Genomic DNA, 12,151 nt, shown 5'->3' with positions numbered 1-12,151 from the left:
GGCCTTCAACTACTACACCCATCGTAGCGGAATGACTTCGTCATTCCGGCTGTGCGCATCCACCCTTTACATCGCCATCCTCTCCCCAACCCCACCTCAAAAGCCTGGACTGCCCGCCTCCGCCCTCACCTCTAAAGCCCCAACGGGGCGACAAGGAGAAAGCCCAGGGTAAGGAGCATCGCGACGCAACCCTGGGTGACGCACCCCAAAAGTCCGGCTCTCTGAAGGAGGGCGAGGAGGATCCGCCTCATCCCCGCGCTTCGCCCTTCCTTGCTCCTCGCCGCATGCGATTCGACACCTACCATCTAACAACTCAAGCTCCTCCTCGTCCCCTTCGAGACGGTTCACACCAGCCCGGCACCGTGTACCGGGCAAGCACGCGATCCATCGCGTGATAGCGGAAGCTTCATGCTGTGCTCGCTCCGACTTCTCTCGGCATGCGCCTCAATCCCCCCTTCACGGCCACCCCATCGTCATCTGCGAATAGGTCAGCACGAACAGGAACAACGAAAGCAAAGTCCCCGACCCGAACAACAACCACCGCCCTCTCCCCAAGGGCTGTCCCCGCCGGAAAATCCCGCGCAAATACAACTCCGCCAAGGGCCCCAGCAAGAAACACAGGTTCGCACCCACCGCCACGAACACCGCGGACAGGACCGCGGTGAGAGCCGGCATCCCGTACTCCCCCGTCATCGCACTCAGAACAAGCAACCCCGGAACCGCCAGGATCGCATTGTAGAGCAATCTCAACCGCTCCCAGCCGACCACGATCTCCCGCATCGCCAATCTCTGGTCATCGGCCGGAAGGGCGGGACTGAGGGGCGGCGCATACGGGTCCATAGCTTCTAGGGGATGAGCGCCAGACGGCGCAGATAGTCGAAGGTATAAATGCCGGTCGAGTGCCCGTCTGCCCAAAAAAGTTGCAGGGCGTAGCCACCCACTCCCTCGAATCGCTGCAGCTCGAAACCGCGCCCTTCAATCTGCTGGACCGGCCGCAGCACCCGCCCCAGCGCGTCCGGCTCTCCTTGGCAGGCTGCGCAGGGACAAGCCCGCCGGAGCATGTCGAGCGCGAGGTAAATCTCCTCGCCATCGGCGAAGCGCAGCGCGAGTTCGGAGCCGACGACGGCGGCGTGGTCGAGGCGGATCATGCTGGGTAAGAACGATAACCGAAAAGAGCCGAGCCGACACGGACGATTGTCGAACCCTCGGCGATGGCCTCCTCGAAGTCCCCGCTCATGCCCATGCTCAAGCCGGGCAGGGCAAGACCGCTGGTAGTGCGGAGCTGGTCGCGGAGTTCACGGGTCGCCGCGAACCAGCGGCGCGAGTCTTCCTCCGGCGGGATCGACATCACTCCAAGTATTTCAAGGTGCTTCAACCCCGCAAGAGTCTCCGCTGCGGCAAGAAGCTCTTCCGGAGCGAAACCACCCTTCGACTCCTCTCCTGCAACATTCGCCTCCAGGTAGATGCGCGGGCGCTTGCCCTCTTCCCCGGCGATCCGGTCGAGATGCTCGGCAAGGCGCAGGGAATCGACACTGTGGATGCAGGGGAAATCCGCCAACACCTTGCGCGCCTTGTTCCGCTGCAAACCGCCGATGAAGTGCCATTCGATGTCCGCGGGCAGGGCCGCCACCTTCGGTGCCGCCTCTTGCTGACGGCTCTCCCCAAAGAGACGCTGGCCGGCGGCGTAAGCCTCCGCCACATCCTCCGTGGCGAAGGTCTTCGAGACTGCAAGCAACTCCACCTCACCCGGCGCACGCCCGGCCGACGATGATGCGTCGGCCATGCGCTGGTGGAGTTCGGTGAGACGTTCGGCGATTCCGGGCATTAGCGCTCGATCATCCCGGCCATGCGGGCATTCCGAGTGACATCGACGAGGTCGCCGAGAATCTGCACGCCCTCGCGCTTGTGCGGGTCGAGCGCGCTCGGCCATGGCGGGGTCTCATCCAATTCTGCGGTTTCGTCCTTGGCCTTGCGCATGTAACCTTCGGTTTCCGCGGAAGGATCGTACTTCTGGATATCCGCACCCTTCTCGACATCGTCGAGGGTGAGCTTGAAGAAGGTCATGTCCTTCTTGTCCGTGGTCTGGACTCCGGCGAAACGCTCCTTGCGCTCGGCATTGCGCTGCTGCTGCTGGGCGTCGATCTCATCGAGCTCCTTCTTCCGCTCGGCCATGTTGAGCGAAATGCTGTTCTCGCGGATACGTGCCTTCGCCTTGGTGACGTCCTCGATGATGTAGGAGAAGTCCTTCGAAGCGGAAACGCGCTTGGTGCTGAGATCCTTCAAGGTCTGCAGGAAGAGCTGCTCCTTCTTCATCGGGTTGAAGTCCGGGGCACGGCCGATCAGGTCGTGCTCCAGCGGATGATCAAGGAAAGCTTCGCCCACTTCGAGCGCATCGGTCAGGCTCGGCAGCACCACATCCGGAATCACGCCCATCTTCTGGGTCGAGGAACCGGAGGGGCGGTAGAACTTCTGGATCGTCACCTTCAGCGTGCCGGCTTTGTCGCGGGCCTTGAAGAAGGGCAGCATGCGGCTGATGTCCATCGGCTGCTGCACGGTGCCTTTGCCGAAGGTCGAGGACTCGCCCACGATCACGGCGCGGTTGTTGTCCTGCAGGGCACCGGCCAAGATTTCGCTGGCGGAGGCGCTGCTCTTGTCGGTGAGGACGATCATCGGGCCGTCATAGATCGGCTCCTTGCGGTCGGACTCCTTCACCTGGCGCTCGCCGAAGGTGTTCTTCACTTGCACCACCGGGCCGCGCGGCGTGAAGAAACCGGTCATGCGCCGGACTTCCTCGAGCGCACCGCCGCCGTTGTTGCGGAGATCCAGCATCAGACCGTCGATTCCCTCTTCCTTGAGGCGCTCCAGCAGGCGTTCGACATCCACGGAGCAACGAACCTTGCCTTCATCGAAATCGGCATAGAACGACGGCAGCGTGATGATCCCCAGCCGGGTGGCCTCACCGCTCGGGGCCTTCATGTCGATGATCTCCGCGCTGGCTTGCTCGTCTTTCAGCGCGACTTTCGCGCGGACGATATTGATCAGAACCGTCTCGCCCGGAGCACCACCGGCGGGCTCCGCCTTGAGACGCACCGGCGTGGCCTCTTGGCCGCGGATCAGATCGACCACCTTGTCGATCTTCATGAACATGATGTCCACCATCTCGCGCGGACCGTCGCCATCGGGGTCGACCGCCACGATGCGGTCGTTGAGCTTGAGCGTGCCCTGCTTGTCGGCAGGACCGCCGACCACGATGCCCATGATCTTGGTCGCACCGTCTTCCTCGCCTTGGAGCAATGCACCGATGCCCACGAGCTCGTTCTTCATCCCGTCGCGGAAGCGATCCATCTCGCGGGTGCTCATGTAGTCGGTGTGCGGATCGAAGGACCGCGCGACCGCACTGAGGAACATGGCGGCCACGTCCTCGTCATCGACATCCTGCACGACACTGTGGAGGAACCGCTCGTAGCGCAGCGCGATCTTCTCCTTGGGATCCTTGTCGGCCTTCAGCGGGTTCTCCTTGCCCTGCTTCGCCGCCATCTGGGCGATCATGTCGCGGCGCAGCGTCTCGGAAAGCACCGCCTCCTTGATCTGCTGGCGCCAGAGCTGCATCGCCTCCTCCTCGGTCTTCGGCCACGCGGCATCCTTGCGGCTGCGCTGAATCGACTCTTCCTTGGCGAAATCGAATTCGTTCGCGGCCAGCACGCGTTTGCCTTCCGCAACCCGCGCTTCCACACGCTTTTTAAAAGTCCCGTAGATGTCGATCGCCGCCGCCATGCTCTCCTTCTTCATCAGCATCTCGGCGAGATTGTCGCCATACTGCCGGTTGAAGCGGTCGATGTCCTCTTGGGTGAAGTAGGACTTGCCGGAATCCAGGTCGCGCAGGAAATCATCCAGGAACCGCTGGCTCATGTCGTTGAACTTGAGCCGCGCGAAATGGCTGTTCTGCAACATGATCGCCATCTGGCAACCGACTTCGTCAAAGTCCGCCTGTTGCGCGCATGCGGTGAGGGTCGAAGCCGTGAGACCAACCGCCATCGCGGCGCTGCGGATACGTGAGAATTTCATGGGTCGAGAGAACCGGGGCGTAACAATTTTTCTAGCGTCGCACGCAGGCGGGAATTGTCGATTTTTTAAACCCGGCCGGACCGCTCAGGGCAGCTTTTTGGCAGCCCGTTTGCGCTCCAGCCAATTGCGGAAAACTCCCTCCCGGGCTTTCTCCTCCGCCTGCTGGGGGTTCGGGATAGGCCGACCCATCCCATTGGCCCACAATAAGTCCTGACGCTCCAAAGCGCCCAAGGGCCGGATCCCCAAGACAAGGGAAACCTCCTTTACTTCGCCATTCCGTAGCACCCCCAGCTTCACGCTCTCCCGCGGCTTGTGCCGCCGCACGGCATTCGTGAACGCATCGGTCGCCCCCGGCCCGACCCACCGTAACTCGTTGAGTGATATGATCACATCGCCCACCTCCAGCCCCGCCTTGTCCGCCGGACTTTCCTCCTCTACCCCAATAACCTGCACCCCCGTCCGCGGCACCTTGTCCCCCGGCACCGCCACATTCAGCTCCAGCATCCGCACCCCGACGTATCCCTCCCCGTTATTCCGCTGATGATCCTCCACCACTAACTCGCGCAGCGCCTCGCGCAGAAGGATCTTCGTCTCGGCATCCGCCGCCGATTCATGCGCGGCGTAGAACAAATCCATCGCGCGGGCCGGATTCTTGCGACCCCACTCCAAGAGCTTGTCCTTCGATTCAACACGCTCGCGGAAATCATCGCTCGAAAGGGCTGCGACCCAGTCGCCGACCTTCGGCTCCTGACCGAAAGCAAAGGCCGGGATGGCCAGAGCGGCCATCCCGGCAAAGCAACGGATCGCGGAGCGTTCCCGGCGCATCAAAGCGAGGTCATTGGCCCAGCCAGTTCTTCTGCGGCACCGTGATGGTGTCGTTCGGCTCGACGAGGATGTTCATGAACTTGGTCTGGCGCAGGTCATATTCCTTGCGCTGGCCATTGCGGACGAGGCCGACCCGGCCCATGGCACCGAATTCATTCGGACCACCCGCCGCCTGCACCGCGTTGTAGAGCGTCAGGCCGCGGACATACTTCACCGGACCGGTATTGCGGACATAACCACCCACCGTAACCGTCAGTTCCTTCAGCGTTTCATCCGAAGACGAAAGCACTTGGATGGTCGGATGCGTGTAGATCTGGGCCGAGCGGTAAGCCGCCTCAATGCTGGATGCCAAACCTTCAGGCCGAAGACCGGCAGCGCGCACTGTGCCGATAAAGGGCAGACGGATGGTGCCCTGTTCCGACACGGGATAGGTGTTGTTCACGATCGTCATCTCCTCTTGGGGAACACCCGAGATCCGGATCTCGATGGCTTGCCCCGAGGCAATCGTCACTTGAGCCGATGCAGCCCCGGCGAACCCGAGCAGACACGCAATCAACAGAAAAATGCGGTTCATAGGATAAAGACTTTAAAGTGAAGTGATTAGTAGAGGTCTTGCTTGTCGTCCTTCTTAGCCGGGCGTGCTGCGCGCGGCTGCGGGGATGTAGGCGAGGCACTGGACTGGCTGCCGGACGGAATCGGCTGGGATTCCGCGGGAGCATAGTAGGTGTAGTAGCTGGTATAGTACTGATACTGGCTGTCGCTGCGGACATCCACGTTGTTCAGCACCACGCCGATGACGTGACCACCGACGTTCTCCACTGCCTGCTTCACGCGCAGGAGCATGTTGCGGGGAAGCTTGCGGTGCTGCACCACGATCATGGTGAGGTCCACTTCGCTCGCGAGCACGGACGCATCGCTCACGCCGAGGATGGGCGGGGAGTCGACCAACACCAGGTCGAAGCGCTGCTTCACGTCCTGGATGAGTTCCGACATGCGGCGTGAGTTCAAGATCCCTGCGGCATCCGCCGGCAGGATGCCGGAGGGCATGAAGTAGAGGTTATCCACCGGAGTCTGCAGGATCACATCTTCCAGCATCAGTTCGGTGGTCAGATAGTTGGTCAGACCGACCGAATTGTTGATGTCGAAGAAGGTGTGGAGACGCGGACGACGGAGGTCGGCGTCGATCATCAGGGTGGTGTAACCGCCCTGGGCACAGATGTAGGCGAGATTGACCAGAGTCGTCGACTTGCCTTCGCCTGCTCCACCGGAAACCACCGTGATGGCGTTGTCCTCGGGGTTCTTGCGGTTGAACTCGATGTTCGTGCGCAAGATGCGATAGGCCTCCGCATCCGGGCTCATGCCGCTCTGCTTGTAGAGCACGCCGACGTCCTTTGGAATCACGGCGAGCACCGGCACTTGCAGGTAGCGTTCGACGTCTTCGAGCGACTTCACCGAGGTATCGAGATACTCAAGGAAGAAGGCCACGCCCACACCGAAGATGAGCCCAACCACCGCGCCGAGGGCGAGGTTGAGGGTCACATTCGGGCTTACCGGAACTTGGGAAAGGGTCGGCTCTTCATGAATGATGATCGGATCTTCGAAGACCTTGCCAGCCATCTCGTCGTTGATCTGCTTCAGCTTGAGCTGCTCGAGAAGGCTTTGGGCGCTTTCAAAGTCGGCTTGAGCATCGCTGTACCCTTGGCCTTCAAGACCGGCTTTGATCGCCTCGTCTTTCTTCTGATTCATGCGCTGCTCGAGGCGGGCAAGCTGTTCCTTGGACAGTTCGAGTTTTGCCTTGAGCGTTTCGCGCAGATTTGCCGCGGCCTCCACCAAGTCCGCTTCCATGCCTTCAAGCACCTTCGCTTGCGAGATCATGCGCGGGTGACGGATGCCCAAGCCGGAGCTCTGGGCGGCGTCGTAGTTTCGCTTCGCCTCTTGGAACTGGGGGAGCAGGACGGGAATGATGTTGTCCGGCAGGCTAAGGCCTGCGGCATAGGCCATGAGTTGAGGGCCGTCGTACTTGAGCAGCGTTTCGATCTGGCTCTCCAACGCGATCTTCTCTTGTTCCAAGGCAGCGAAGCTACGCTGTGCGTCCTCGGCGCTGTCGTCCGCGGTATAACCGCCCCCGCCGCCTCCCCGGACTCCGGGAGTATGGCCTTCGGGAATGATCTTACCCTGACGGATGATCTGTGAAAGCAGCTTGCGCTTGTCTTCCACCACATCTTCCTGAGCAACAACGGCACGGCGAAGTTGATCCAAAGCCTCTTCGGCATACTCCGCCTGGATCTTGGTACGACGTTCGCGGTAGGCCTCGGACACCGCCTTGGCGATCGCTTGAGCATCTTTCGGATCATTGTAGCGGACCCGGATTTCGATCAACGAAGTGCCGCGAATGTTCTGGGCATCCACGATCCCACGGAGGGTGCGGCGGACGGAGTCGACATCGGATCCCCATCGGCCCACGAGATCGAGCCGTTCAATGGCGGTATCCAGGGTCTTCTGGGCGCGGATCACTTCGAACTCGGTCGGGAAGAAGGTCTGCCCGTTATCGAGGGAGAGGCGGCCGGAATCGGCTTGCCCTGGAAGGACCAAGCTACCTCCGGTCTTCGGTCGGACCTGCACGACCGCCTTACTTTCATACTTCTTCGGCATCACATAGGTGATGACCAGAGCTGTCATGAACACGAGAAGGAAGGTCAGGAGGATCACGCCGTAGCGGTTCTTGATGACCTGCCAGTAATCAATGGCGTGGAGATTGGCCTCCGACGAGTGGGACGATTGGTTCATTAGTCGCGATTGCTGGATGTCTTATTGTCACGGATCGCTCTCCATTCAAACGAAAACTCCCGCAATGGTAGACCACTGCGGGAGCTCGATGTTTAAAATGGACGAGTACTAAACTAGCTCGAAAGAGAAACGATGATGTCTCCGATCAGAACTCGGCACGAACACCGAGGTTGACGCGATTCCGGTCGTAGCTGCGGTTCGGCAGGTCGGAGCTGGAGTCGGTGTAGTTGTAGGACACGTTGCCGTAGAGGTTCTCGGTGAACTTCAGCGAGACGCCCACGTAGGCGTTGATGATGTCCTCGGAAGCGGAGGCAGCGACGGGTGCACTGGTAACCGCGTTACGACCGTCTTCGTAGTCGGTGGTGATGTAGTCAACACCACCGAAGATGGTGAGCGCCTGGGAGAGCTCGTATTCGCCTGTCACACCGATACGGAGCGTCTGGCGGGAATCGAATTCAACCAAAGGACCCGGGAAGACGTTCACGACGGTGTCGTAATCTTCGATCCCGTAGCGCAGGAAGGAGCGCACCATGAACTGCTCGTTCACGCGGGTGTTGAAGGCGAGTTCGGCGTAAGGATCGGTCGTCTCATCGGCACCGACGTCATCCACCTCGCGGAACTGAGCACCGATACGGGCGATCATGATCGTGTTCGGGGTGAAGCGGTGTTCCACACCACCAAGCAGGTAGTGGTTGGTGGAGTCGGAAGCGAGGCCGTCACCGGAGGTTTCCGAGTAGCGGTAGTCAGCCGTGAGCACGGTCTGCTCGGTGAGCTGATAGCGGAACTGGTTATAGACCGTCCATGTGAAGCGGTCGGCGTTCGGCACGGAGGAATCGTAATCCAGTCCCGACAGCGTGAAGCCGGTGTAGGTGCCCAGACGCTCGGACCAGCGGTAACCGACGGAGTTGTCGGTCTGCCAGTAGAGGTATTCACCCACTTGGCGGGAGGTGGCGTAGCCGTAGGAGTAATCCGGCTCCAATTCATAGGAGACGTGATTACGGCTGGAGAAACGGAGACGCTCGCTGAAGCGGTGCGTCAGGTTCACACCGGCACGGGCTTGGCCGTAGATGTCTTCGGAACCGAGAGCCTCGGGCTCGTCGAAGTAGTAGATCGCGCCAACACGGGCGTAGACGTCCAAGGTCGTCTGCGGGGTGATGGAAACGAAGGAGAGGCCGACGAAGGGATTGACGCTGACGGCATCGTCATTAGCACCCACTCCGGTGGCGGTGGGATTCACGTTGTCATCCCAAGTCAGGTTCACGCCCGCGGTCCACTTGAGGGGAATGCTCTCCTGAGCTTCGTCCTGGATGTGGTAAAGGCTGGCCTGAGCGGCACCGATGGCCGAAGCCGCGGCGAGCGTGGAAAGGAAGCTGCGTTTCATGAGGAAATATTAGAACGTTAGGAAACAGGAAGTATTTCGACTTCCAATCACAGTTCCTGATCAGGGATCACGACCGCATTGATGTCGGTGGCGATCGGCGGCACGATCACCGGCGGGATCGTCGGCGGCAGGCCGGGCGGCAGGATCGGCGGACCACCAGGGGTCGGACCGACGGGGCCTTGGCCCGGGAAATCAAGCGGATTGAAGGCCGGCTTCACGGCAACTTCCGGAGCTGCCTTGGAACCCTTGGCGCTGTAACCACCTTCGCCCTTGCTCGGGTCAATGCGGCTCATCACCGCTTGCACGTCGGCGAGAGCCTGCGGGGCCACGGCCACGGCGCACTGGGAAATCAAGCGCATCTTGTCGGGAGCGACGGTCGCGGCGGTCTCGACGATTGCAGCCACGGTCTTCGAATCGGCCTTGGAACCTTCGATGGCCGACTTAACGACCTCGCAGGAGCAATCGGGATTGGCGGCAACTTCCTTCTCGACGATCTGAAGAACTTGCTGGGGCTGGGCAGCCACTGCGTGCTTCACCGAGACGGAGAGCTTGAGGCAATCGACCTCAGCCATGGCGGGCAACATACCCAGCGCGGTGGCTGCCAGCGCGATTCGGAAGGTGGTTTTCATGTTTGGGAATCAGGTCGGGATAATCGGGTCCTATCAGATGGAGCGGGTAGCGGGAATCGAACCCGCATAGCTAGCTTGGAAGGCTAGAGCTTTACCACTAAGCTATACCCGCGAACTTGGGGCGAAGCTAACAGGCCGCCGGAAAATCCCGCAAGCTCTTTTTTGCGTGATTTCCCGAGCATTCGGGGACCCTTACGCGATCACGGGAGGCTGCATTTTGCAGGGATTTCGATTGCATCGCAAGCCCTTGAAAGCTAGTCCCCTTCCCACTCCCAAGCGGCGGGTGTAGTTCAATGGTAGAACGGCAGCTTCCCAAGCTGCATACGAGGGTTCGATTCCCTTCACCCGCTCCACCCCCTCCCACCTCCCAATCAACGACTTACATGAGGATTCCCTCCTTCATGGAAGCGCCATGGTAGTTCTTTAGCCCTCGAAATACCGATCCGCGGGCCGACTGCTATCCCTGCCGCCCGTCCCCTAACCAGCCCGGTCCGCTGCTCGCGAAGAAATGCTGAACCGTGCGCTGAACCGTCGATTCCCAGCGCGGCGGTGAGCTTGCCCGGTCCGCTGCAAAGCGAAAATAGGGCAGGCCTGCCCCGCCGCGCGATCATGAGATCAATGCCTTCCACCGGCTCCAAAGCGCGGAAGAGCACGAAACCCGACATGTCCGGGCCATGGGCGAGCACGTTGAAGAGCCAGTGCACGCCATAGTTCAGGTAAACGTAGGCCGTCCCGGGAGGATGCCCGGCCACGAAGCGCCGGGCTCCGGGCCGGAAGAAAGTGTGGCAGGCCTCGTCCCCCTCCGCCGCGTAGGCTTCCGTCTCCACCACACGGGCCGCGCAGCCGTGCCAACGGAAGACAGCCCCGATCAGATCGCGGGCGCAATCGACCGGATGGCGCTGGAAGAACTCGGGCCCGATCTCCTCCATGGGTTCAAAGTCCGGTCGGGCGGTCGATGAAGAACCACGGAATGTCGTGGTCTTCCGAAAGTCGCGCCGCCAGCGCCTTCACGCCGAAGGTCTCGGTGGCATAGTGGCCGCCATAGCACAAGTTCACCCCCAGCTCCTCCGCCAGCGGGTAGCTCCAGTGGGGTCCCTCCCCGGTGATGAAGGTATCGATCCCGGCGGAGATACAGCTAGCGACTTCCGCACCCGCACCACCGGTCACCAGACCTATCTTCCGTATTATCTCTGGACCTCCGGGGCAGAGATGCACCGGACCACCCACGGCCGCGGACAAATCCTCGATCAATTCACTGCGCACTATCTCGGTTTCCGCGATCAAGCCCAGGCGGAGGCCCTTCCACTCGAAGAAGGTTCCGCTTGGCTCCAATCCAAGGGCGCGGAGCAGGCGGATGTTGTTCCCCCATTCCGGATGCACGTCGAGCGGCAGATGGGAGGAGTAAATCGCCAACCCTCCTTGGATCGCCGTCTTGATCTTCTTATAATAGGCACGCGTGAGCGGTTGGGCACCCTGCCAGAACATCCCATGGTGCACGATCAGCAAATCGGCTCCCCCTGCAACCGCAGCCTCCACGATTGGCAGTGAAGCATCCACCGCCGCGGCGATCCGGGTCACGCTGCCTCCGTTCTCAAGCTGCAAGCCATTGACCGCTCCCGAATAGTCCGGGATCTCGGCAGTCCGGAGCCCGGCATCCAGGAAAGAAACGACATCTTGTAGAAGCGGCATGGCAGAATAGTCGGCGGGACTCAGCCGGAAGCAAAGCTGGCGAGATCGCCCGGCAAGGGCGAGTCCCATTCGAGCATTCGCCCCTGCCAGCCGATCGAGAGCTTGCAGGCATGCAGGGCATGGCGCGGCAAGATCAGCCGGGCAACCGATTCATCGGAAATCTGCCCGGCGAACTGCTCTAAATAGGGTGTGCCATCCGTACCGTAGATCTTATCGCCCACCAAGGGGTGTCCGGCATGCTCGATATGCACCCGGATCTGATGCATCCGCCCGGTTTCCGGGAAACAGCGGACCCGGGCGAAGCGGCCAAGCGCATTGGAGAAACGCTTCTCCACCTGGAAGCCGGTCACGCAGTCGCGACCCGCCGGGTCGACCGCTTGTCGCAGCCAGATCGCGCCCCCCGCCCGAATGATCGACGCCTCCACCCGCAGCGATTCCCACTCCGGCCAACCGTGAACCAAGGCCAGATACTCCTTCTTCACCGCCCGGTCCTGAAACTGGAGGGAGAAGTGTCGCGCCGCGGCGGCATTCTTCGCCACCAGCACCAGCCCGCTCGTCTCCCGGTCGAGCCGGGTCAGGATCGAGAGCCGGGCACCATTCGCCCGCTCGTAGAGAAGGAGTTCTTCCAGCCCCCCCAGCAAGGTCGGCTCCACCTTGCCATTGGCCGGATGCACGGCCAGCGGCGCGGGCTTGTCCACGACGATCCAGTCCTCGGACTCGTCGATCACCCGGAACTCGCAGACGGCGCGCACGGGATGAGTAGCGGGTAGCAAGT

The 12,151-nt window shown here is 61.2% G+C and carries 12 protein-coding genes and 2 tRNA genes; 1 reads left to right on the top strand and 13 read right to left on the bottom strand.

The features are described 5' to 3' along the window. Nucleotides 1-456: 456 nt before the first annotated feature. The 10 genes from OJ996_RS04215 to OJ996_RS04170 all read right to left on the bottom strand — a co-directional run bounded on the left by OJ996_RS04215 (nucleotide 457) and on the right by OJ996_RS04170 (nucleotide 9,799). Nucleotides 457-840, bottom strand: coding sequence for a hypothetical protein (locus OJ996_RS04215; protein ID WP_264511521.1), 384 nt, complete (start codon nucleotides 838-840; stop codon nucleotides 457-459). 5 nt (nucleotides 841-845) lie between these two features. After that, entirely contained in the window at nucleotides 846-1,148 is a 303-nt protein-coding gene (locus OJ996_RS04210; protein WP_264511500.1) for a gamma-butyrobetaine hydroxylase-like domain-containing protein, read from the bottom strand. After that, a complete protein-coding gene (locus tag OJ996_RS04205) occupies nucleotides 1,145-1,825 on the bottom strand; it encodes a YggS family pyridoxal phosphate-dependent enzyme (protein WP_264511498.1) in 681 nt (226 codons plus the stop codon). The genes OJ996_RS04210 and OJ996_RS04205 overlap by 4 nt, the downstream gene beginning before the upstream one ends. After that, entirely contained in the window at nucleotides 1,825-4,065 is a 2,241-nt protein-coding gene (locus tag OJ996_RS04200) for a carboxy terminal-processing peptidase (RefSeq protein ID WP_264511496.1), read from the bottom strand. Before OJ996_RS04200 ends, OJ996_RS04205 begins: the two co-directional genes overlap by 1 nt. 84 nt (nucleotides 4,066-4,149) lie before the next feature. Continuing rightward, on the bottom strand, nucleotides 4,150-4,890 hold the full coding sequence (locus OJ996_RS04195) for a PDZ domain-containing protein (RefSeq protein WP_264511494.1): 741 nt from the start codon (nucleotides 4,888-4,890) through the stop codon (nucleotides 4,150-4,152). Between the two features lie 10 nt (nucleotides 4,891-4,900). Next, nucleotides 4,901-5,464 (bottom strand): polysaccharide biosynthesis/export family protein, encoded by a 564-nt coding sequence (locus tag OJ996_RS04190; RefSeq protein ID WP_264511491.1) that lies wholly within the window; start codon nucleotides 5,462-5,464, stop codon nucleotides 4,901-4,903. Nucleotides 5,465-5,490: 26 nt separating this feature from the next. Further along, nucleotides 5,491-7,677 carry a GumC family protein gene (locus tag OJ996_RS04185; RefSeq protein ID WP_264511489.1) on the bottom strand — a complete coding sequence of 729 codons (2,187 nt, stop codon included), beginning with the start codon at nucleotides 7,675-7,677 and terminating at the stop codon, nucleotides 5,491-5,493. A 145-nt stretch (nucleotides 7,678-7,822) separates the two neighbouring features. Continuing rightward, nucleotides 7,823-9,058 (bottom strand): outer membrane beta-barrel protein, encoded by a 1,236-nt coding sequence (locus OJ996_RS04180; protein WP_264511487.1) that lies wholly within the window; start codon nucleotides 9,056-9,058, stop codon nucleotides 7,823-7,825. A gap of 47 nt (nucleotides 9,059-9,105) precedes the next feature. Then, complete coding sequence (locus tag OJ996_RS04175) at nucleotides 9,106-9,687, bottom strand: hypothetical protein (protein WP_264511485.1); 582 nt, start codon at nucleotides 9,685-9,687, stop codon at nucleotides 9,106-9,108. Nucleotides 9,688-9,725: 38 nt separating this feature from the next. After that, nucleotides 9,726-9,799 (bottom strand) — tRNA-Gly (locus OJ996_RS04170). A 167-nt stretch (nucleotides 9,800-9,966) separates the two neighbouring features. Between OJ996_RS04170 and OJ996_RS04165 the strand changes: the two genes are divergently transcribed. Then, nucleotides 9,967-10,040: transfer RNA gene (locus OJ996_RS04165), tRNA-Gly, on the top strand. Nucleotides 10,041-10,058: 18 nt separating this feature from the next. Here OJ996_RS04165 and OJ996_RS04160 read toward each other — a convergent pair. Genes OJ996_RS04160 through OJ996_RS04150 form a run of 3 tightly spaced genes read right to left on the bottom strand, consistent with a single transcriptional unit; the run spans nucleotide 10,059 to nucleotide 12,128 of the window. Then, nucleotides 10,059-10,616: a DNA-3-methyladenine glycosylase gene (locus OJ996_RS04160; RefSeq protein WP_264511483.1), complete on the bottom strand. Its 558-nt coding sequence runs from the start codon at nucleotides 10,614-10,616 to the stop codon at nucleotides 10,059-10,061. Nucleotides 10,617-10,620: 4 nt separating this feature from the next. After that, on the bottom strand, nucleotides 10,621-11,376 hold the full coding sequence (locus OJ996_RS04155) for a Nif3-like dinuclear metal center hexameric protein (RefSeq protein WP_264511481.1): 756 nt from the start codon (nucleotides 11,374-11,376) through the stop codon (nucleotides 10,621-10,623). Between the two features lie 20 nt (nucleotides 11,377-11,396). Beyond that, nucleotides 11,397-12,128: an RluA family pseudouridine synthase gene (locus tag OJ996_RS04150; protein WP_264511479.1), complete on the bottom strand. Its 732-nt coding sequence runs from the start codon at nucleotides 12,126-12,128 to the stop codon at nucleotides 11,397-11,399. Nucleotides 12,129-12,151 lie beyond the last annotated feature (23 nt).

Source organism: Luteolibacter rhizosphaerae (genome assembly GCF_025950095.1).
In the GTDB taxonomy this organism is placed as follows: domain Bacteria; phylum Verrucomicrobiota; class Verrucomicrobiia; order Verrucomicrobiales; family Akkermansiaceae; genus Haloferula; species Haloferula rhizosphaerae.
This window is presented reverse-complemented; position numbering and strand designations above follow the sequence as displayed.